The sequence below is a fragment of the Staphylococcus sp. TE8 genome (genome assembly GCF_000692055.1).
Classification (GTDB): domain Bacteria; phylum Bacillota; class Bacilli; order Staphylococcales; family Staphylococcaceae; genus Staphylococcus; species Staphylococcus capitis.
On record NZ_JMGB01000002.1, the window covers coordinates 817,910 to 839,794 of the forward strand.

The following is a 21,885-nucleotide window of genomic DNA, read 5'->3' on the forward strand; positions in this document are numbered from 1 at the left end:
GAGTGCGTCTTACTTATTGTTCAAATCAGTTTGAAGATAATTCCCCATAATTATTAGATTCAAATGTTTGTTTATCCCAATTTTTTGTTAAGCGTGCAGTACCTGTACCAGCTAAGATTGAATCATTCACGTTCAATGCAGTACGCCCCATATCTATGAGCGGTTCAATAGAAATGAGTACACCTGCAAGTGCCACAGGTAAGTTTAACGTAGATAGTACTAAGATGGAAGCGAATGTAGCGCCGCCACCAACACCTGCAACACCAAATGAACTAATGATAACAACAGCTATTAGCGTAATGACAAATTGAAAATCAATGTGTACATGTGCCACAGGCGCAACCATGATTGCTAGCATAGCTGGGTAAATTCCCGCGCAACCGTTTTGTCCTATAGATAAACCAAATGTAGCTGAGAAGTTTGCGATACCTTCAGGTACACCTAGACGTTGTGTTTGGGTTTGGATATTTAATGGCAGAGAACCCGCGCTTGAGCGAGAAGTAAAAGCAAAGATTAGTACTTCTAAAGTTTTCTTAACATATCTAACTGGATTAACACCTAATACTCCTAAAATGATTAAATGTATGAGATACATTGTGATTAAAGCAGCATAAGATGCGAGTAAGAATTTTCCTAAAGTCCAGATTGCCGCAAAGTCACTGGTTGCTAATGTAGAAGCCATAATTGCTAGTATACCGTATGGCGTTAATCTTAAAACGAAAGTTACAATGGCCATAACGATTGAGTATACAGCTTCAATGCCGCGTTTTAACAGATTTCCATACTCTGGTTCTTTGCGTGCAACACGTAAATATGCAAAACCGACGAAAGTTGCAAAAATGACAACTGCGATAGTTGATGTCGTACGTTGACCTGTAAAGTCCAAGAATGGATTACTTGGCAGTAATTCAAGAACTTGTTGAGGTAACGTGTTTGCAGTTAAATCTTTAGCTTGCTTACTAATTTCAGTACCGCGAGAATGTTCTGCACTACCTAAATCGATTGAAGAAGCATCAAGTCCAAAGATTAATGCGTAAATGATGCCGACAATAGCTGCAATGGCTACAGTGCCAATTAAAAACATAAAAATGAATGTCCCAATTTTAGCAAATTTATCTCCAATCTGAATTTTACTGAAAGCTGCCACAATTGAAACGAAGATCAGTGGCATTACAATCATTTGAAGTAAGGCAACATAGCCATCGCCCACGATACTAAACCAATCTGTGGATTGTTTTAATACCTTCGATTCTGCTCCGAATATAAGATGTAAAGCTATTCCTAATACAATCCCTATACCTAAAGCGGTAAATACACGTTTAGGAAATGAAACATGTTTTCTAGCCATTATGTTTAACATAATAATGAAAATAATTAACACTACTACGTTAATAATAGTGAAGAATGCTTCCATAATGTATACTCCTTTGTTCTAAAATATAGTATTCCGACATATATAATAAGGATATTACTCGCGATTATAGAATTCAAGGTAGTTGAATTCATTTTTTATGAAAATAATATAGAAATAATTTTCTGAATAATTAAATAAAAGAGAATGTGTAGAGTAGGGTGTGGGTAGTTGCGATGAAACACGGTGATTTAAAAAACACTTACCTAAATATGTGTATTTAACACATACTCAGATAAGTGTTTAGAAGTTGTATGCTCATTTATAAATTAAATAAACGCGCAAAGAATCCTTTTTTCTCTTCTCTAGGTTGAGTGTTCATTTCGTTAGGTGAATGAGACGATGTTGTTGAGTTAGAGTTAATAGTAGATTCACTATGAGTTGACTCTGGTTGTTCTGAAGTACTTACAGTGGTACTTGGTGATTGAGAATTTGATGCACTACCGTTTGATGAATTACTACTTTCTGATTGAGATGTAGAGAGAGAGTCAGATGTGCTTGCGCTTTCACTTTTAGTAGATGATGCACTTTCAGAAATAACTTTCTCCTTATTCTCACTTGATGATGGTGAGGATACAGTTTCACTAGATTGCGTATTCGCCTTCTCGATTTCTTTTGCTTGTTTCTCTTGAGAAGATTGAATAGCTTCTTGTGAAGTTTGAATAGTTTTTAAAGATTCAGTGTTCGCATCAATTTTGTTTGTGATTTCAGTTTGTAAATCTTTAAGTTCTTGCTGTTGTTGATGAACTTGATTGATCATTTGGCCAAGCATTTGGCGTTCTTCGCGCATTTTTTGAATTTCGCTACGTAAATCTTCAACTAACTGCGCAACATTTTGGTCAGTAGGTAATTGGCTATCTTCATCTTTTACAATTACTTGTAAGAAATCTTTTTCTTTTTCAAGTTCATCAAATGCTAAATCATAGCTATTAGTTTGCTTTACTTTATCAGCGATATCTCTAAATAATTCAATATCTTCTTCTTTAAAATCTGTAGCTTCACGTCCACGATATTCAGTTTTACTAAGTTGATATCCACGTTCTTCTAAGTGTTGTACGATTTTACGGACTTGTTTTTCACTTAGTTCGACACGTTGTGCAAATTCTTTGGTTAACATTGAAAAAGTCCCTTCATATTTGGTTTATGTATAGTGACGTTTGTCTTCGGTCAGTGAAACGTCAGTCTTACCTCATATGATAGTTTACTCTTTCTCGCTTGTGATTTCAAGTCGTTCTATAGAGGGGTTCTTAAATTCATTTCTTCTAAAAGGGGATAAATAATATCGCGTGAAATTCCATTAGCGAAGACATATTTAAGAATGTAATTTGATTTAACACTCGTACCGTATATGTCTTTCGTGAGTTCGATATTGGCTTTAATAAATAAGTCAACTTTTTTAGATTCTTCATTTAAGGCGTAATTTGGGTGAATGTAGTCAATTTCTTCTTGCTTTTCAAATTCATGTTCATAAAGAAATTGTCTTCGATGTTCAAGAATTTTATCAGTTTTATCATCAACAGTCTTTGGTTCTTTTGGAACTTCGAGCATAATAAAATTAATGTCTCTATCATGAACTTCGTTGGATAAAAGATTAAGTTGTTTTTCGACTTCCTCTAACGTTAAAGTAATGAGCTCGTCATGATTAGGTCCATCTTGGGCGATTAAATAGATTAGAAACGCGGCATTGGTTGTCGCTTCATAGTGAGCTGTAGCAAGGCTAACCACTTGGTCATGTTCTATACCTACAACGAATGCATAGTCATTTTCAGTTTTGTTATTTTCAAGTGAACGTTTAAATATAGAACTATCTTCACTTAAACTTATATCTAATTTTGCATCATATAATTGGAGTGCTTTTTCAAATAAAGGATCTTTAGCGGTTTGAATCGTTTTAAACTCCATAACACTGCCCCCATCAAATTTTATTTATTCTATTATAGGATAATTATAAGCTCTATTCACTGCCTGTGAGTGATTTATTTATAAAAAAGCACCACAAGGTCTACGATTTTTAACGTAAACATTGTGGTGACGTAAATTGAAACGTTCTAATTATAAGAACTTATGATTTAGGACCTTTTGATTCAGCAGCATAATGCGTAATATCTATCTCTTCATAAGCTGAATTATTCTCTTCAACTTCATCGTGAGAAGAACGATCACGATTTGCTACAAGTAATAATTTGTCATTTAAAATGTCGTTTTTATGTGATTCTAATTCATCTTCAGTTAAATTGTAACGAGAAAGAACAGCCTCTTCACCATCTTCGCCAGTTAATAAACGAGACATGCGATCACTAAATGAACCACTTGTGGCAATCATAGAGATTTGAGAATTGTGTAGGTCATCTAAGTGTAATTTACTTTTACTAATAACTGCTAATTCAGTTTCTAAATAGCCTTCAGATTTCTTTTGGTTAATGACATTATATAATTCACTTTTGTCATTTACTACAGTAATTTCTGCCATGGTTATCGCCCCTTCATCTTAAAACTTGCTTTACAAAGTTATACCCTTGTCCTTTTATATAAAACTTTTACATATATAATTATATAATTTTGATTTAGGTTTTTCCAATATGAATTAATAGTTGAAAATTAAAGCGATTTCACAATAAATTGTTGATATTGCAATCATTAACTTACCTCTAACCATATTGAAAATACACAAAAAGTTTGCTATTATCATTAAATAATTTATATGACTCATATAATCTAGAGAATATGGCTTTAGAAGTTTCTACCGTGTCGCCTCAAACGACATGACTATGAGTAACAATACAATACATTAAGAGCAGTTTAGATCGTAAAACAACACAAAGTAAAACGTTTTTGATATGTCTTATAGCTATGAAGTGAGTATTTGTACATAAATACCTTTAGCGCAATAGTAATTAAGCTTTATCAAATTTTAATAAACGTTTTTAGGACTAATTTTGCGTAACTTCTTCTTATTTTTGCTTTAATGCAAAGTATTGCATGTTCACTCGTAGATCCTGAAACTATTAAATTTTAGTTTGAGGATTTTTTTATATCTAATTTATTCAAATTATTAATTATTTGAGGAGGTTTTTTTGAGTGGAGTCGTTAGGACGTAAAGTCAAAGAAGACGGTGTAGTCATCGATGAGAAGATTTTAAAGGTGGATGGATTTCTAAACCACCAAATTGATGCAACGCTAATGAATGAAGTAGGTCAGACATTTTATGACGCGTATAAAGACGCAGGAATAACAAAGATTTTAACTATTGAAGCGTCCGGTATAGCCCCTGCTATTATGGCGGCATTCCATTTTGATGTTCCTTGTCTATTCGCTAAAAAAGCTAAACCTAGTACTTTGAAAGATGGATTTTATAGCACAGAGATTCATTCATTTACTAAAAACAAGACAAGCACAGTTATTGTCTCTGAAGAATTTCTTGGAGAGGGCGACAAAGTTCTTATTATTGATGACTTCCTTGCAAATGGAGACGCATCATTAGGTCTTAATGATATCGTGCAACAAGCTAAAGCAACAACTGTAGGTATTGGTATTGTGGTTGAAAAAAGTTTCCAAGACGGACGTCAACGACTTGAGAACGAAGGTCTAAATGTAACGTCACTATGTAAAGTAGCTTCTTTAAAAGGTAATAAAGTGACGCTCTTAGGTGAGCAATAATGAAAAATTTCATTTTAAGTCTTCAACATCTCTTAGCTATGTACGCTGGAGCAATCTTAGTACCTATTATAGTCGGTACGAGTTTGAAGTTCTCCTCTGAACAGATTGCTTATTTAGTAACAGTTGATATTTTCATGTGTGGTGTAGCAACATTTTTACAAGCTAATAAAATAACAGGTACAGGATTACCTATTGTTTTAGGCTGTACATTTACAGCAGTCGCTCCGATGATTTTAATTGGGCAGACAAAAGGTTTAGGAGTACTTTATGGTTCATTATTTGTATCAGGAATTTTAGTTGTTATTATTGCACCATTCTTTTCCTATTTAGTTAAATTCTTTCCACCTGTAGTAACAGGAAGTGTAGTTACAATAATTGGAATTAATCTTATGCCTGTCGCAATGAATTATCTAGCAGGTGGAGAAGGCGCTAAAAATTATGGGAATCCTAAAAATTTAATTTTAGGTGGCGTGACGTTAATTATCATCTTGGTATTACAAAGATTTACTAAAGGTTTCTTAAAATCGATAGCTATTTTAATAGGTCTAGTTCTAGGTACAGCTTTGGCAGCAGTGTTTGGCCTTGTAGATATTAAACAAGTGGGAGATGCCCACTGGGTAGGCTTACCTTTACCATTTAGATTCTCAGGTTTTGGCTTTGATTTAAGTTCGACACTTGTCTTCTTTATTGTAGCAATCGTAAGTTTAATTGAATCCACAGGTGTCTATCACGCACTTAGTGAGATAACTGGTAAAAAACTTGAGAGAAAAGATTTTCGTAAGGGTTACACTGCGGAAGGTCTAGCCATCATCTTAGGATCTGTATTTAATTCATTCCCATATACTGCTTATTCACAAAATGTTGGTCTTGTGTCACTATCAGGTGCGAAAAAGAACAACGTTATTTATGGGATGGTTATTTTACTACTCATTTGTGGTTGTATTCCTAAGTTAGGTGCATTAGCGAATATTATCCCACTCCCTGTATTAGGGGGAGCTATGATTGCCATGTTTGGAATGGTAATGGCGTATGGGGTAAGTATTTTAGGAAATATTAACTTTAATAATCAAAACAATCTATTAATCATTGCTGTATCTGTTGGTTTAGGAACAGGTATTAGTGCCGTCCCCCAAGCGTTCAAAAGCTTAGGAGATCAATTCGCTTGGTTAACTCAAAATGGAATTGTATTGGGTGCTATTTCGGCAATTATCTTAAATTTCTTTTTTAATGGTATAAACTATAAACAAAGTGATGAAAATGTGAAATAATGTAACTAATTATAAATAAAAATGGAGGCGGTTTTTAAATGTGGGAAAATAAGTTTGCTAAAGAATCTTTAACATTCGACGATGTATTACTCATTCCAGCTGAGTCAAATGTTTTACCAAGTGACGTAGATTTAAGCGTTGAATTATCAGATAAAATTAAATTAAACATTCCAGTAATTTCTGCAGGTATGGATACAGTAACAGAATCAAAAATGGCAATTGCAATGGCACGCCAAGGTGGATTAGGTGTTATTCATAAAAATATGGGCATTGAAGAACAAGCTGATGAAGTACAAAAAGTAAAACGTTCTGAAAATGGTGTCATCTCTAATCCTTTCTTCCTAACTCCTGATGAAAGTGTTTACGAAGCAGAAGCTTTAATGGGTAAATATCGCATTTCAGGTGTTCCAATTGTTGATAACGACTCTGACAGAAATTTAGTAGGCATCATTACTAACCGTGATCTACGTTTTATTGAAGATTTCTCAATTAAAATTTCAGATGTGATGACGAAAGAAGGTTTAATCACAGCTCCAGTAGGTACAACTTTAGATGAAGCAGAAGCAATTTTACAAGAACATAAAATTGAAAAGCTACCTTTAGTAGAAAATGGTAAATTGAAAGGTTTAATTACAATTAAAGATATTGAAAAAGTACTTGAATTCCCACATGCTGCTAAGGATGAATACGGTAGATTATTAGCAGCAGCTGCTATCGGTACGTCTAAAGATACTGAAATCCGCGCTCAAAAACTTGTTGAAGCGGGTGTCGATGCATTAATCATTGATACAGCTCACGGTCACTCTAAAGGTGTTATCGATCAAGTTAAACACATTAAAGAAACGTATCCTGAGGTAACTGTTGTAGCTGGTAACGTTGCCACTGCTGAAGCTACACGTGCGTTATTTGAAGCAGGCGCTGACGTTGTTAAAGTAGGTATTGGACCTGGTTCTATTTGTACGACACGTGTTGTAGCAGGTGTTGGTGTTCCTCAAATTACTGCTGTATATGATTGCGCGACTGAAGCACGTAAACATGGCAAAGCTATTATTGCCGATGGTGGTATTAAATTCTCAGGAGATATTATCAAAGCATTAGCAGCAGGTGGACATGCCGTTATGTTAGGTAGCTTATTAGCTGGTACTGAAGAAAGCCCAGGTGCTACTGAAGTATTCCAAGGAAGACAATATAAAGTTTATCGTGGTATGGGCTCATTAGGTGCTATGGAAAAAGGTTCAAACGACCGTTACTTCCAAGAAGATAAAGCTCCTAGAAAATTTGTTCCAGAAGGTATTGAAGGACGTACAGCATACAAAGGTCCTTTACAAGACACTGTTTATCAACTTATGGGCGGTGTAAGAGCAGGTATGGGTTATACTGGTTCGAAAGACCTTAAAGCTCTACGTGAAGAAGCCCAATTTACTCGCATGGGACCTGCTGGTTTAGCGGAAAGTCACCCTCATAACGTTCAAATTACTAAAGAATCACCAAATTATTCTTTCTAATTAGGAATTGAAATACATTCATTATTTTAGAGATCGCTCTTCATGACTATGTTATATGTTAGCTTGAAATTCTTTTTCGTATAATCGGATGAAAAATGATAGCGAAGTATAGCACTGGGAGGAGCGTTTCTCTAAGTTTTATACATAAAAATCACAATAATAAAGGAGATTCGCAATTATGGAGATGGCGAAAGAGCAAGAATTAATTCTTGTCTTAGACTTTGGTAGCCAATACAATCAATTAATTACACGACGTATTCGTGAAATGGGCGTCTACAGTGAATTACATGATCATGAGATTTCAATTGAAGAAATCAAACGAATGAATCCTAAAGGAATTATACTTTCGGGTGGTCCTAATTCTGTATATGAAGAAGGTTCATTTACAATTGATCCTGAAATATATAATTTAGGTATCCCTGTATTAGGTATTTGCTACGGAATGCAATTAACGACAAAACTTCTAGGTGGTAAGGTAGAGCGTGCAAACGAGCGTGAATATGGAAAGGCTATTATCAACGCTAAATCTGATGAGTTATTCTTTGGACTACCTTCAGAACAAACTGTATGGATGAGCCACTCTGATAAAGTCATTGAGATTCCTGAAGGGTTTGAAGTGATTGCAGATAGTCCTAGTACAAACTATGCTGCGATTGAAGATAAGTCACGTCGTATTTATGGCGTTCAGTTCCATCCAGAAGTACGTCATACTGAATATGGTAATGACTTATTAAGAAACTTCGTACGTCGCGTTTGTAATTGTACAGGCGAGTGGACAATGGAGAATTTCATTGAAATTGAAATAGAGAAGATTCGTGAACAAGTTGGCGACCGTAAAGTTTTATGTGCTATGAGTGGTGGCGTAGATTCATCAGTGGTAGCAGTGTTGTTACATAAAGCAATCGGCGATCAATTAACTTGTATATTTGTTGACCATGGTTTACTTCGAAAAGGTGAAGGCGATATGGTCATGGAGCAATTCGGTGAAGGCTTTGATATGAATATTATTCGTGTTAATGCGCAAGACCGTTTTATGGACAAGTTAAAAGGCGTGTCTGATCCAGAACAAAAACGTAAAATTATAGGTAATGAGTTTGTTTATGTTTTCGACGATGAAGCGGCTAAATTAACGGATGTAGATTTCTTAGCTCAAGGTACGCTTTATACTGATGTGATTGAGTCTGGTACTAAAACGGCTCAAACAATCAAATCTCACCATAACGTAGGTGGGTTACCTGAAGATATGGAATTTGAGCTTATCGAACCGATTAACACGTTATTTAAAGACGAAGTACGTGCTTTAGGTATTGAATTAGGCATTCCAGAGCACTTAGTTTGGAGACAGCCATTCCCAGGTCCCGGTTTAGGTATTCGTGTACTTGGAGAAATTACTGAAGATAAATTAGAAATTGTACGCGAATCTGATGCAATTTTACGTGAAGTTGTGCGAGAAGAAGGTCTTGAAAGAGATATCTGGCAATATTTCACAGTTTTACCTGGCATTCAATCGGTAGGTGTGATGGGTGACTATCGTACGTATGATCACACTGTAGGTATTCGTGCAGTGACATCCATTGATGGAATGACAAGTGACTTTGCTCGTATTGATTGGGAAGTTTTACAAAAAATCTCAAGTCGTATAGTAAATGAAGTTGACCACGTGAACCGTGTTGTCTATGACATTACTTCTAAGCCCCCAAGTACAATTGAGTGGGAGTAATGAAATAATCACAATAAATAGGTTAGAAACACCAAAACAAAAGGGTTTCTAGCCTATTTATTTTTATATTGAATACGTTATGATTACGCATTTCTAAACCTTTAGCCATTGTGGTTAAAGGTTTTTTTGGTGTGTTATTCACTTGAATAAATAGAAGGAAAGAAATGATGATTTATTTAGTTATAACTATTAGCCTACCGTTTTAACAATTTAACTTAATCTCACTCTGAAGTTTAATACCGCTATTTATTTGCGTTGTATTATGAAATATAAAAAAATAAAAACTTTGTTGCATAAATATTTAAAGTATATGTATTTCTTTCTATATTTTTGTTTAATGAAGCTATCTTCTATTATTTTATTAATTTATATTTTCATCTTTATTGCAAAATTGCACTCAAAAAGTTAAAATTATTTTGGGATTGTGGGAAAAGGGGATTTATATAAAATTAAAATAATATGATTTTAGAGAAATTATCTTTTGTATAAGTAATGTATTTCTAACTATCATTCTTTTAGAAAATCATGATTAATATATCAATATTTCCACTTGCACATTGAGAATTGAATATAAGGGGGATTCTATATGAACTATTATACTTATGTAGATAGAGAAAATTGTATTTCATGTGCTGCCTGTGGAGTAGCTGCTCCTAATTTATTTAAATATGATGTAGAAGATATTGCATATGCGTGCTTAGATAATAACCGCGGATGTGAATCGGTGCCATCTAATGAAATTGAACATTTGAAAAATGCACTTGAGGGATGTCCAACAGAATCAATTAAAATATCGCAACATCCTTTTAATGAAAAGGGTGAGTGATGAATATGAATAAAAATGGTTTTGGCAAGTTATTGTTAGAAGTTCAAAATAAAGTTCAGCGTTTAAAGAATCCATCTACAATTATTCGTACGCTTTTTACGTTAGATGGGAAAATAGCTGAGTCTGTTGGAGTGAAAAGTCTCAATATAGAACAAAATACTATTTATCAATGTTTAAACGAACATAATTCTAGAATCGTTTTTACCTCTGAGTTAGAAAATGTTGATGAAAATAGAATTTATTTCGGTATAACTGAATATGGAAGAATACTCTTGGGTGCGGATAACTTTTTTGATGATTATGCATTTGTATTAGGTTACTTCGTTGTAAATGAACAAGTGATAAAAATTATAAATGAAAAGATCAGAAAAGCGTTAGAGATAGAAGAAGAAATATACAATAAAGAAGTAAAGAACTTTTTCAAAGGTAAAAGCAAAGATGAGATTAACGAAATAATAAAATTTATTAAGTTTAATATCTATCACATGGCACCCATATTGCTTTATGTTAAAGATAAAACTTTTAGTACATTTTATAATTATAATAATTTGATAAAAGAATTCGATGGAGATACAGAGGACTTTTTATTAAATGATTTGCCCTATAAAAGTGTTGAAAAATGGGATAAAGCAGAAAAAATTTTTGTTTTTAATATGTATCTATTACTTAAATCTGGACCTCCCTCACGTGGGGAGGAAGTAAATGGTATACATTTCTCGCTGTCATTTTTAAAAGATTATTTTAATGAAAAAATCAAAGAATATAGTCATATTTTGAAAAGAGAGACGAAGAGTAGTCTTAGCCTAGAAAAACAAGCGGCACGTATATATTCGTTGAGAAAAGAAATTGAAAATAGCTATTTAATCTACAGGTATATCAATGGTCTGAATTTACATAAAGAGGAAAGATATATCGATAAAAGCGAACTAGCTAAACTAAATGACGATAGTTTAAAAACTGATTTAGAAAAATTTACCTCAATTAAATTCAAAAAAGATTATTATCATTATTTTTGCCAAATTATAGAGAAAAATATTGATAAAGAACCATATCAAATAATTGAAAAAATTATGGATATGATTATAAATAAAGCAATTGACCGAACTTCATCCGATATAGGTATGGCTAGAGGTTTTAGAGAGCCACTCAAATTTTATGAAGCCCATCAAAAAGATAAGTTAGAAGAAATTTTTAACTGGGGACAAAATCAATATTTTTGTTGTGTTATCCCAAGTTCACTCATGAAAGATGCATTTCAAGATAATTCTAAAATATTAGCAGGAATACTTACCGCTATAAGTAAAAGAATGGAATATAACAGCTGGCATTATACCCCGGGAAATTTTTTGAATAATCAAACAAGAATCACTCGTCATTTTTATTTTCCACCTGTTATGGCTGACATAACTATGTGGAGTGATCAGCATCATAAAGGACATGTGTTCGCTAAAGTTAGACATGCCATTCGTTGTCCGGGATTTATTGAAAATGAGGCAACAATATATAACGCATTTTTTGATTTAAGATTAATGAAGCAAAGCGGAAGTGATTACAGTAAGAATGACCTAGTCATCGCTATATATTATAAAGAAATATTGAAGTCATTATTTCAATCTTGGTTTGATATATGTAAAAAAACTAAGAAAGAAATAAAGATCAATATTTATAGTAGAGAATGGTACCAAAATAAATATACTAAAGATAAAGTGGGTGGTTAGGATATGGAAACCTTATTGTTTATAAATATAAGAAGCCATAAGGTAGAAAGAGTTCAACCTATTATAGAAGCTAAAAATTTAGGATATCGTGTTGTCTTAATGGCAGATAAAAATCCTAAGTTAATCGGTAAATTAGTAGATGAATTAATTATTATAGATTCTTATGATATTCAAAAAACGATTAATACAGTTATTGAATACAACAAAAATATAAAAATTAGTGGTGTTTTTACTTGGTCAGATAAAGATGTAGAGCTTGTGTCATTTTTAAACAAAGAATTGGGTTTGCCTGGTATCAATCCAGAAATAGTACAAAATGTGAGAAATAAATATTTTATGAGACAAGCTATGTCGAGTGTTAAGGGGCTTTGCCCAAATTTTCAAGAGGTTAAAAGCTTGAATGATTTAAAAGAGGCAGTAGCTAATATTGGAATGCCAGGTATATTAAAACCAGTTGGTGCCTCTGGTAGCAAAGGTATTTTTAAAATTGAAAGTAAAGCACATTTGGAAGATACTTTTAATTTATTATTGGATTCTACCTCCCCAAATAAAGATAAGGTTTATAGTTACTATCCTAATCAATATATTTATGAAGAATACATTGAAGGAGAAGAGTTCTCTGTCGAAGGTGTTGTGCAAAATAAGGAAGTATTTATTGCTGGAATTACTGATAAAAGGGTAACACCTAAATTTTCTTTAGAATATATTGCATTTTTCCCTTCTGATAAGCCTGAAAAGGTGAAAGATGAAATTAAAAAGAAAACGAAATTAGCGATTCAAAGTTTAAAAATTGATCACTGCGCATTTCATTTAGAAGGTCGGTTGACGGAATCTGGTTTTAAAGTGATAGAGATTGCAGCGAGACCTGCTGGTGGCTTCATAACGTCGCATCTTATTAGACTCTCTTCGGGTCACTCATTTATCGAAAAAATCATTGATGTTGCTGTTGGAAATAATGTTAAAGATAGCTGGCCAGATTATGAAAATGGTAATAAAAAATTATGCTTTTATAGTATACGTGCGCATCAAAGTGGACTGTTCAAAAAAATTGCAGGTCTAGATTTTATTATGGAAATTCCCGGAGTCATTGCCGTCATACCTTTGAAAGAAGAAGGCGATGAAGTCATTATGCCACCGCAACATTTCTCTAGTTGCTTCATTGCAAATATTATTTTAGAAGGAGAAACCACTGAAGATATTGAAAATACTATCGATGAAATCGAATCGTTTATAAAGGTTGAGATACAATGACTGTAATTATATTGTCTAGTACCGATGGAAACAAAACGCCTTACGATTTATGGTTTCCGAATGCTAAAGAAAATATTATTCTTTTTTGTCCAGTAGAAAAAGAACATACATTCAATTCACAGCATTTTTTATTAATTGAAGCATTTGAAAATTACATGGATAACGTGGAGGTTGAAACTAAAGCGATACAGCTAAGCAAAAAGTACAATATCACAAATGTATTATCCATATCGGAATTTGACGTTGTACGGAGTGCGCGGTTAAGAGAGATACTACATTGTCCCGGTCAGTTATTGATGAGTGCGGAATCATATAGAAATAAAATATTGATGAAACAATTACTATATGATTCATCTGTAAATATTCCTAAATTTGAAAAAGTAATTTCTAAAACACAAGTTGAAAAGTTTATCCAACAAACGAGCTATCCTGTGGTTTTAAAACCAATCTATGGTTCAGGATCCATGGATGTATATATTATTAAGAATCAACAAGATATAGACGCTTTTTTTGAAAAAAATCGAAATATAAATAATTATGAAATCGAAGAATTTATTAATGGAGAAATGTATCATGTTGATGGATTAATTCAAAATCATGAAGTCATCGTTTCTTATGTTTCTAAATACCATAAAGGCTGTTTAGAATTTCAAGAAAATCAACCTTTATCGAGTTTTATGATTGAAGAAAAAAATTCGATCAATAAAATTTTAAAAGCACAAGCTGAAAAAGTCATAGATATATTACCTAGCTTTCCAAACGGCTCATTTCATGCTGAATTTTTCGTAACTAACAGTGGCGAAGTTTATTTTTGTGAAATAGGCAGTAGAACTGGAGGCGCAGAAATAGGAAAAGTGATTCAAAATTCGACGAATATACACTTAAATAAAGAAAGTTTATATTTGCAAATGTTTGAGAAACATACAATTTCAATTCCACAAGAACCAGTTGAACGATACTCTGGTTTTGTTTTAATTCCACCTCAATGTGGCGTTTATAAAGGAATTAGGAAAAATTTAGATTTTGACTGGGTAGTAGCGATTAAAATTATTGCTAAAAAAAATAAAACATATAACGATGCGCAATTAAGTGTTGATCATATCATATCTGTTGTGATAGAAGGCAACAGTGAAAAAGAACTTATTTCTAGAATTAATATTGTCAATGAATGGTATGAAAAAAATGTTATATGGGAACATCATCAATAGAATAAAGGAGTTTTTATTGAAAAATTTACCTGAAATCACATATATATTATTTTTAGCTACATTTCTTGAAAGATTTAGCTATTTTCTGATTATACCTTTTTTATCTATTTATTTAGCTCAAAATTATCATTTAAGTGGTTTGGAAATAGGTTTGGTAGTTTCGACATTTGCGATTACATCTCTATTTATGAGTTTTATAGCGGCGCCTTTTATAGACAAAATCGATAAAAAAGTCATTATTTTTGTTGGTTTATTTCTATCGGCAATGAGTTTCCTATGTTTCCCTCTAATCAGTAAATGTCTATTTTTCGTTATATTTGCTTTAGTTAATAGTATTGGAAGTAGTCTTCTTTCGCCGACATATAAAACAATTTTGGCGTTATCCACTGATAAAATGTATAAGGAATTTGTATTTAATATACGCTATTATCTTGTTAACATTTCAGCTACATTAGCTCCATTGGTGTCAGTACAATTACAATTCTTAGGTGTACATATTATTTGTTACATCATTTTTATGGCTTATTGTATCAATTTCAATGCGTTTATATATGCATTTTACGTACTTAAAATAGATTTACAAAATAAAAATAATACTTTGAAAGTTGATATTAGTCGTATGTATACTACATTTCGTGATGATAGAGCATATTCATATTTAATCATTGGATTGATCCTGTTCGTGTTTGGTTATACCGTTATGACTAGCATATTACCCCAATATTTTGCTATATATTATAAAAATCTTAATGCCTCAAAGTTATTTGCGTTGTTACTTTCAGTAAATGGAATTACTGTTATCACATGTCAATTCTTCGTTTATGTCTTTAGCAAACGCGCATCCATTAAAACAGCAATGATTACGGGGGCCATCTTATTACCTATGAGTTTATTTGCTCTAGGGATAATTGATGATGTTATCTTAAAATGTATATCAATGGTCGTGTTTACTTTAGGCGAAATGTTGGTTTTTACAATGATGGATATACGCATTGATGCATTATCTAATGATAATTTTAAAGGGACATATTATTCGTTAGCTGGTTTGCAAAACCTGGGAGCTTTGTTAGCGCCAATCATAGGTGGTGTGTGTTTAGACATTATTCAGCAAGGTTGGATAATATTCGGATTGTTATCAATCATAACTTCTTTCAGTATATTATTTTTCTATAAAAGTAATAAAATTGCATAATAATCAAAATCGGCATTGTATATTTAAATTCATAAGTGTATAAATATAGATTTTAAATGTTATATATTGTGATGATTTCAACGTCTAAGTATTCAAGTCTGTCAGTTAAGCAAAATTTATTCATTATATCTTAAAGGTTTTATAATAATAATGTAAAGAAATAATTGAGAGGAGATGAATTTCATGAGTGATTTAATTCAATTCGCGAAAAAAGTCTTCGACTTCTTAAGAAGTATTCTAGTACATGGTGGACCTAAGTTTTAAATAAATTGCCACTCCATTAAGGAGTGGCTTTGTTGTATTGAATTGTAGTACAACGTAAAAAATTAAACATTAAGATTTTTGAAATTTTCGAAAGTTTAATATATATTTGTTAAACAAACTTTAAGACTAAAATTATGGAGGGGTATATGAAGACTGTCAGTCCATTTATTTATGTAAAAGACGTAGATAAATCATTAAGTTATTATAAAGATGTATTTCAGGCAAATACTGAAATTCTGATGGGTAAAGATGGTAAAACGTATCATGCCCAATTGATTATTGGAGAGAGTACTTTTGTTCATTTCGCAGATACTTTCCATAAACATCCGATTTCTAAAAATCCTCATTTCATTATCGAATGTGATTCGCAAGAAGAATTGGAACGTGTGTATCAACGATTAGTAGATGACGGTGGTCAAATTAAAGTGAAATTAGAGAAGACGTTCTTTAATGCGTATCATGCTGAAGTTAAAGACCGCCTAAATGGTATTACATGGGTATTAAATTACTTCATTAATGGCACATTTTAAAATTAAACAATTCGTTATGGGTTAGTTAAAAACGAGAAACGTTTTTAACTAACTTTTTTTATTTGTGCTATTGCTAAACTCATTTTCAAAAGAATAGGTTGATACTTAAACCAACTTTCTATAAAATATAAAACGTAATAATTACTATTTACATAAAGAGAGGTTATATGAATGGCTAAGATACCAGTGACAGTGCTAAGTGGATATTTAGGTGCTGGAAAGACAACATTGCTTAATCATATTCTTAAAAATAGAGAGGGGCGTCGAATTGCTGTCATAGTCAATGATATGAGTGAGGTCAATATTGATAAAGACTTAGTCGCTCAAGGCGGAGGGTTATCTAGAACGGATGAAAAACTTGTCGAACTATCAAATGGGTGTATCTGTTGTACTTTAAGAGATGATTTACTTAAAGAAGTTGAACGTTTAGTTAAAAAGGGCGGTATTGACCAAATTGTCATTGAGTCTACAGGAATTTCAGAACCTGTACCGGTTGCGCAAACATTTTCCTATATAGATGAAGAATTGGGGATTGATTTAACCGCTTTATGTAGGTTAGATACTATGGTAACTGTAGTGGATGCGAATCGTTTTGTTAACGATATACAATCTGAAGATTTATTAGCTGATAGAGATGAAAGTATAGGGGATGCTGATGAACGCACAATAGCAGATTTACTGATTGACCAGGTTGAATTCTGTGATGTGATGATTATCAATAAAACTGATTTAGTAAGTAAAGAGGCATTAGGTCGTTTAGAACAGACTCTTAGAGCGTTACAACCTGAAGCAAAGATGATTAAAACAGTAAATTCAGAAGTTGATTTATCAGAAGTATTAAATACACAGTTATTTGACTTTGAGAGGGCAAGTGAGTCTGCGGGATGGATCAAAGAGCTTACAGAAGGTGGTCATGAACATCATACGCCTGAAACAGAGGAGTATGGAATTTCATCATTTGTTTATCGCAGAAAACTCCCATTTAACGCAGAACGTTTTAAAGATTGGTTCGATCATTTACCTAGCAATATCGTGAGAGCAAAGGGAATTGTTTGGTTTGCACAACATAATAGTGTAGCTTGTTTATTGTCGCAAGCAGGCTCGTCATGTGATGTTCATCCTGTGACATATTGGGTTGCTACTATGCCTGAACAAAAGCAGAAAGAAATACTTCAAGCACGTGCGGAAGTAGCTACTGAATGGGATTTAGAATATGGGGATCGTCATACGCAATTTGTTGTTATAGGAACTGACTTAGACCAAGAGGAAATAACTAGACAGCTAGATGCTTGTTTAATAAATACTTCAGAAATTAATCAAGATTGGCGATTACTTTACGATCCTTATCAATGGAAATATGATAAAAGAATGTAGTGAGGAATTGATGCGTATCATTTACTATTCTGAGTGAACTTAGAGTCTTGAGTTTCATGAAAATAAGAGATTGTTCCACGTGAAAAATACATTAAAAATACAGGTTATTGTAAAAGTGAATGTAATTAAGCACTCCTGCAATAACCTGTTTTAATTTATTTAATATTCTTTCTAACAAATTGACCTGCCGAACCTTTAAATGATTCGCCACCAGCCATTTCTTGTTTCGCATATTGGTCTGTTGATTTTCCATCTAAATTATATCCATATGTTCTCAAACCATAAATTTTGCTGAATTTGGAATCTAACATCGGTGAACCTGAAGCGCCTGATCTAAAAATATCTTTTGTTAGTATTTCTGAACCATTTCCAGAAAATTGTACAAAGCGTAAACGATTAAAATATGCCTTAGTATTATCATTATGTTGCCATGGATAACCTAATGAGTAAATCGTGGAGTTAAACTTCAAACTTTTAATTTCTTTGTCCGTAGCGATTCGTATAGGTTTAACATGCTTGCCCATATTTTCTTTAGTATGTACTACCGCAATATCGCTTTGAGGTACTTTAATCACCTTTGAGGCATGAAAATGATATGGGATAGACTTGCCATCTCGATTCATATCGAATGAAATGTATTTAGCAGCTGCAGCTTTACCATATCTGTCATCAATGACATGGGCATTCGTAATAAATGTATGCGAACCTATCACTGTTCCTGTTCCCATTGAATCTTGTTTTCTTACTTTTGGGTCGTTGCTTCCTTTTTTCCAGCCATTCTTATTAGATACTCTACCAATTGCTTTTAATTTACTTTGTTTAGTAGTTGTGTAATGCGAGATACTAAGGTTCTTATTACTGATTTTTTTAGCTTTATTCAAAGCTGTAACATATGTTGGATACTGAAACCCGTCTCGATAATAATGATCAACTTCAGCTTTAGCTTTCTCACTGTGGTACAAACTATACGTAATAGTGGATGTTGAAATCAGTGTACCAGCAATAACAGTTTTAATGATTTGAGATATTTTCATAATTAGCTCTCCCTTTGTTAATGAAAATAATTGATCTAATTAGACGATTGCGAATGGCGTAGTGAAAATGAGTAACACAAAAAAGTTAACGAAGAATAGAGAAATATTAAGTGATTTATTATTTCTAAACATTCCTAAAATGTTAACAATGATGGATATAACGAAAAATGTTGCACCTGGGAAATACCAAAAACTAAATCCACTTTCGTTATATAGATTAGTGAACATTGTTGTATAGCAAATAAACACGCTAATTAGTGTGAATAAGATTGATAAAATATCTAAAATTGATAGATTTCTCATGTATGTCGTTCCTTTCGATGTCGTAGTAATAATTAAATTTTTAGCATTGAAATCATAGTTAAGAGTTAGCAAATTTCATGCTGTATATTCTATTATATGTATAAATATGTTTATTACAATAGTTATTTTAATTTTTAATATAAATAAACAAAAAGAAAGGGCGATTAGATAGTGGGGAGATCTATTATTCAAGTAGTAAGTGATTTGCAAATAAAAAAACCACTACCTTATTAGGTAGTGGTTTGGATAAAAATTATAGACTATTTTTTGAATTTTTTAACTAAGTCTACGATAGTTTTAACGATTTCGATGATAGTTGTAACGATACCCATGTTTGTTGCCTCCCTTCACAACATTGTATGTTAGAGAATTTTTATTGAATATTCATAAGCTATGAGTAATAGCTAAATGAATCAATAAACTTATTTGTTAGTGAATTTTTCAATTAAGCCTTTGACAACTTTAACGATTTGATTGATGATATCACTCATTAAAATTACCTCCTTTGCTTAGTTGATATGTATAGTTTAACGAGAAAGTGATGTTTTGGGTGTGATATTCCCTAACTCGTTTATTAAATAGCCTAAGTGAAATTTTTAGGTCATTAAGTTACACACAATTATTCCTAGATGTAGTTAAGTAGTGTAAACCTTTACAAAACCTTTACATTCATATTTTGAGCTTGTTCTTCACTTCACAATTTAACCTTATTTTAGGTAGAAAAATTGGTGTGACAAGTCAATTTAAATTGACATTAGTATTAAAATGAATTACATTTATACTAATGTGCGCAAAAGTAACAGCTAAGTCTTACTTTAGCGATTATGGATTTCGACATCCGAATTGATGAAGAAGAAAGAGTTTTTACTTTGCTATAAATGATATATACATAGGCAGCTTATTTAAATAAAGTTAATAATAGTACATGTTTAATTGATTAACATGTTTACTCTATACATACTTGAGTTGAATTGAAGCCTACAGTAGTTATAAATTCTTTTAAACCATCATTGTATTCAATGGTGGTGAAGGGATTAACTATTGTAGGCTTTTTTATTATGGAAATTAAGTGAAATAGAAGTCATTTTTGAAAAGTGGGGGACGTGCAATGTTAAGTATGAGCATCATTTTAATAGTATTTTTTATAACACTTGTCATTGCTATACTGAGTGGATTAATATTTCTCATTCCATCAGTACCAATTAAATACATTAAAATACACCTTTATCTCATTGTTCTACCAATTATTATAAGTGTTATAGGACTATTGAATGTTAGTGATAGAGAACAAATTGGGCCTTTTACAATGGATCATCTCGCGTGGTTAATGGGAAGTTTCATACTTATTTTAGGTTTTATTATTCAAAAGTTCTCAGTTCGTTATTTAATAGGTGACCGTAATCACCGCAAGTATTTTCCATTATTTACGTTAATCACATCTTTTGCATCTATTGCATGGTTAAGTGGAGATTTGAGATTGATGGTTTTATTTTGGGGAGCAACGTTACTTTCTTTAACGCTACTCATAAGAGTAAATCGTTCTTGGAAGATACCTTACGAGGCGGCTAAAGTATCTGGAAAGTCATTTGCTTTGGGATGGCTCTCATTACTTGTTGCTGTCATCTTATTATATGTAGCTACAGGAAACTGGCATATTAATGTCACTTTAGCAAACGATGACGTAATAACTAGTGGTATGAGATTCATCATTGATATGCTCATCGTTTTAGCAGTAATCGTACCTGCTGCTCAATTTCCATTCCAAAGTTGGTTAATTGAATCAGTAGCTGCACCTACGCCTGTTTCTGCAATTATGCACGCGGGCATTGTGAATGCGGGAGGCATAATACTAACACGGTTTTCACCTGTCTTTAATGACCCATTAGCAATTACTATCTTGTTAATTATCGCAAGTATTTCTGTATTACTAGGGTCTGGCATCAGCTTGGTACATGTGGATTATAAAAGACAATTAGTTGGTTCTACGATGAGCCAAATGGGCTTTATGCTTGTTCAATGTGCCTTAGGAGTTTACTCAGCAGCGATTATTCATTTAATTTTACATGGTGTATTTAAAGCAACGCTATTCTTACAATCAGGTTCGGTTGTGAAACGATTTAATATACCAACACCACCTAGCGCTAAGCGTTCTTATAGTTGGGTAGTATTAGGTCGTTGCTTAGCAATTATTATTGCTATTTTATTTTGGTTAGGTAGTGACCGCAGTGCATATGAAATTTTAAGTGCTTTAATATTGGCGTGGTCGCTAATGGTATCATGGAATCAAATGGTGGCATTTAGTAGAGGACTAATCGGTAGAGTGATAGGTATTATAATGATTGTTATTGTTGCTCTTGTTTATATTGTTACACATCATTATTTCTACAATACATTAAGTCATGTTTATATGAATGTTGCTCATCCACCATTAATGAGTGTGATCATTGGTATTTTAATTTTAGTGTTTGGAAGCGTTCTTAGTATTTGGGTTGCACGTCAGAGAGATTCAAAAGCGTTTGCTGTTTTGTATTTGTGGCTGGTTAAATTAGGTGAAGCCAAGACGAAATCAATCGAAAGTCACCCAACTTATCTGAAGAAATATTTATAAAAGAGGAGAGAAAGGT

General features: G+C 32.7%; 20 protein-coding genes and 1 riboswitch. Of the genes, 12 read left to right on the plus strand and 8 right to left on the minus strand.

All coding sequences use genetic code 11. From position 1 onward, the window contains the following. Window positions 1-25 precede the first annotated feature (25 nt). From CM54_RS10195 to CM54_RS10210, 4 genes are all read right to left on the minus strand, one after another. On the minus strand, window positions 26-1,414 hold the full coding sequence (locus CM54_RS10195) for an L-cystine transporter (protein WP_023349909.1): 1,389 nt from the start codon (window positions 1,412-1,414) through the stop codon (window positions 26-28). Window positions 1,415-1,673: 259 nt separating this feature from the next. Next, window positions 1,674-2,528, minus strand: coding sequence for a hypothetical protein (locus CM54_RS10200; protein WP_037550936.1), 855 nt, complete (start codon window positions 2,526-2,528; stop codon window positions 1,674-1,676). A gap of 116 nt (window positions 2,529-2,644) precedes the next feature. Then, window positions 2,645-3,313, minus strand: coding sequence for a hypothetical protein (locus CM54_RS10205; protein WP_023349907.1), 669 nt, complete (start codon window positions 3,311-3,313; stop codon window positions 2,645-2,647). A 160-nt stretch (window positions 3,314-3,473) separates the two neighbouring features. Further along, a complete protein-coding gene (locus CM54_RS10210) occupies window positions 3,474-3,881 on the minus strand; it encodes a general stress protein (protein WP_002434071.1) in 408 nt (135 codons plus the stop codon). Between the two features lie 216 nt (window positions 3,882-4,097). Then, window positions 4,098-4,200, plus strand: a riboswitch (purine riboswitch). A 289-nt stretch (window positions 4,201-4,489) separates the two neighbouring features. On the opposite strand from CM54_RS10210, the gene xpt reads away from it, so the two are divergent. From xpt to CM54_RS10265, 11 genes are all read left to right on the plus strand, one after another. Next, complete coding sequence (xpt, locus tag CM54_RS10215; protein WP_002434618.1) at window positions 4,490-5,068, plus strand: xanthine phosphoribosyltransferase; 579 nt, start codon at window positions 4,490-4,492, stop codon at window positions 5,066-5,068. Beyond that, window positions 5,068-6,336, plus strand: a complete 1,269-nt coding sequence (gene pbuX, locus CM54_RS10220) for a xanthine permease PbuX (RefSeq protein ID WP_002454438.1) — start codon at window positions 5,068-5,070, stop codon at window positions 6,334-6,336. Before xpt ends, pbuX begins: the two co-directional genes overlap by 1 nt. Window positions 6,337-6,374: 38 nt before the next feature. Continuing rightward, window positions 6,375-7,841: an IMP dehydrogenase gene (gene guaB, locus CM54_RS10225; RefSeq protein ID WP_002434485.1), complete on the plus strand. Its 1,467-nt coding sequence runs from the start codon at window positions 6,375-6,377 to the stop codon at window positions 7,839-7,841. A gap of 178 nt (window positions 7,842-8,019) precedes the next feature. After that, a complete protein-coding gene (gene guaA / locus CM54_RS10230) occupies window positions 8,020-9,561 on the plus strand; it encodes a glutamine-hydrolyzing GMP synthase (RefSeq protein ID WP_023349905.1) in 1,542 nt (513 codons plus the stop codon). A 586-nt stretch (window positions 9,562-10,147) separates the two neighbouring features. Then, window positions 10,148-10,387: a ferredoxin gene (locus CM54_RS10235; RefSeq protein ID WP_002434152.1), complete on the plus strand. Its 240-nt coding sequence runs from the start codon at window positions 10,148-10,150 to the stop codon at window positions 10,385-10,387. 5 nt (window positions 10,388-10,392) lie between these two features. Beyond that, a complete protein-coding gene (locus tag CM54_RS10240) occupies window positions 10,393-12,105 on the plus strand; it encodes a hypothetical protein (RefSeq protein WP_037551018.1) in 1,713 nt (570 codons plus the stop codon). A 3-nt stretch (window positions 12,106-12,108) separates the two neighbouring features. Then, window positions 12,109-13,356 carry an ATP-grasp domain-containing protein gene (locus CM54_RS10245; protein ID WP_037550939.1) on the plus strand — a complete coding sequence of 416 codons (1,248 nt, stop codon included), beginning with the start codon at window positions 12,109-12,111 and terminating at the stop codon, window positions 13,354-13,356. Beyond that, on the plus strand, window positions 13,353-14,564 hold the full coding sequence (locus CM54_RS10250; protein ID WP_037550940.1) for an ATP-grasp domain-containing protein: 1,212 nt from the start codon (window positions 13,353-13,355) through the stop codon (window positions 14,562-14,564). The genes CM54_RS10245 and CM54_RS10250 overlap by 4 nt, the downstream gene beginning before the upstream one ends. 16 nt (window positions 14,565-14,580) lie before the next feature. Next, window positions 14,581-15,756, plus strand: coding sequence for an MFS transporter (locus CM54_RS10255; RefSeq protein ID WP_023349898.1), 1,176 nt, complete (start codon window positions 14,581-14,583; stop codon window positions 15,754-15,756). Between the two features lie 410 nt (window positions 15,757-16,166). After that, on the plus strand, window positions 16,167-16,550 hold the full coding sequence (locus tag CM54_RS10260; protein WP_037550942.1) for a VOC family protein: 384 nt from the start codon (window positions 16,167-16,169) through the stop codon (window positions 16,548-16,550). Between the two features lie 171 nt (window positions 16,551-16,721). Next, window positions 16,722-17,924 carry a GTP-binding protein gene (locus CM54_RS10265; protein ID WP_037550944.1) on the plus strand — a complete coding sequence of 401 codons (1,203 nt, stop codon included), beginning with the start codon at window positions 16,722-16,724 and terminating at the stop codon, window positions 17,922-17,924. 155 nt (window positions 17,925-18,079) lie between these two features. On the opposite strand, the gene CM54_RS10270 is transcribed toward CM54_RS10265, so the two are convergent. The 4 genes from CM54_RS10270 to CM54_RS13165 form a co-directional block, all read right to left on the minus strand. Beyond that, window positions 18,080-18,958 carry a trypsin-like serine peptidase gene (locus CM54_RS10270; RefSeq protein WP_037550945.1) on the minus strand — a complete coding sequence of 293 codons (879 nt, stop codon included), beginning with the start codon at window positions 18,956-18,958 and terminating at the stop codon, window positions 18,080-18,082. Between the two features lie 39 nt (window positions 18,959-18,997). Further along, a complete protein-coding gene (locus CM54_RS12420) occupies window positions 18,998-19,261 on the minus strand; it encodes a hypothetical protein (RefSeq protein ID WP_023349896.1) in 264 nt (87 codons plus the stop codon). Between the two features lie 260 nt (window positions 19,262-19,521). After that, the gene (locus tag CM54_RS13160; RefSeq protein WP_095323428.1) at window positions 19,522-19,593 is read right to left on the minus strand and encodes a PSM-delta family phenol-soluble modulin; all 72 of its coding nucleotides are present in this window, start codon (window positions 19,591-19,593) and stop codon (window positions 19,522-19,524) included. Window positions 19,594-19,683: 90 nt separating this feature from the next. Continuing rightward, entirely contained in the window at window positions 19,684-19,752 is a 69-nt protein-coding gene (locus CM54_RS13165) for an alpha-1/alpha-2 family phenol-soluble modulin (protein WP_098905584.1), read from the minus strand. A gap of 617 nt (window positions 19,753-20,369) precedes the next feature. On the opposite strand from CM54_RS13165, the gene CM54_RS10275 reads away from it, so the two are divergent. Then, window positions 20,370-21,869 carry an NADH dehydrogenase subunit 5 gene (locus CM54_RS10275; protein ID WP_037550949.1) on the plus strand — a complete coding sequence of 500 codons (1,500 nt, stop codon included), beginning with the start codon at window positions 20,370-20,372 and terminating at the stop codon, window positions 21,867-21,869. Window positions 21,870-21,885: the final 16 nt, after the last annotated feature.

Bases quoted from the DNA above. Each gene is read 5' to 3' on its own strand.
- CM54_RS10235 (WP_002434152.1), top strand. From the start codon at position 10,148: ATGAACTATTATACTTATGTAGATAGAGAAAATTGTATTTCATGTGCT.
- CM54_RS10260 (WP_037550942.1), top strand. From the start codon at position 16,167: ATGAAGACTGTCAGTCCATTTATTTATGTAAAAGACGTAGATAAATCA.
- CM54_RS10250 (WP_037550940.1), top strand. From the start codon at position 13,353: ATGACTGTAATTATATTGTCTAGTACCGATGGAAACAAAACGCCTTAC.
- CM54_RS10200 (WP_037550936.1), bottom strand. From the start codon at position 2,528: ATGTTAACCAAAGAATTTGCACAACGTGTCGAACTAAGTGAAAAACAA.
- guaA (WP_023349905.1), top strand. From the start codon at position 8,020: ATGGAGATGGCGAAAGAGCAAGAATTAATTCTTGTCTTAGACTTTGGT.
- CM54_RS10275 (WP_037550949.1), top strand. From the start codon at position 20,370: ATGTTAAGTATGAGCATCATTTTAATAGTATTTTTTATAACACTTGTC.
- CM54_RS10210 (WP_002434071.1), bottom strand. From the start codon at position 3,881: ATGGCAGAAATTACTGTAGTAAATGACAAAAGTGAATTATATAATGTC.
- guaB (WP_002434485.1), top strand. From the start codon at position 6,375: ATGTGGGAAAATAAGTTTGCTAAAGAATCTTTAACATTCGACGATGTA.
- CM54_RS12420 (WP_023349896.1), bottom strand. From the start codon at position 19,261: ATGAGAAATCTATCAATTTTAGATATTTTATCAATCTTATTCACACTA.
- pbuX (WP_002454438.1), top strand. From the start codon at position 5,068: ATGAAAAATTTCATTTTAAGTCTTCAACATCTCTTAGCTATGTACGCT.
- CM54_RS10265 (WP_037550944.1), top strand. From the start codon at position 16,722: ATGGCTAAGATACCAGTGACAGTGCTAAGTGGATATTTAGGTGCTGGA.
- CM54_RS10240 (WP_037551018.1), top strand. From the start codon at position 10,393: ATGAATAAAAATGGTTTTGGCAAGTTATTGTTAGAAGTTCAAAATAAA.
- CM54_RS10270 (WP_037550945.1), bottom strand. From the start codon at position 18,958: ATGAAAATATCTCAAATCATTAAAACTGTTATTGCTGGTACACTGATT.
- CM54_RS10245 (WP_037550939.1), top strand. From the start codon at position 12,109: ATGGAAACCTTATTGTTTATAAATATAAGAAGCCATAAGGTAGAAAGA.
- CM54_RS10205 (WP_023349907.1), bottom strand. From the start codon at position 3,313: ATGGAGTTTAAAACGATTCAAACCGCTAAAGATCCTTTATTTGAAAAA.
- CM54_RS10195 (WP_023349909.1), bottom strand. From the start codon at position 1,414: ATGGAAGCATTCTTCACTATTATTAACGTAGTAGTGTTAATTATTTTC.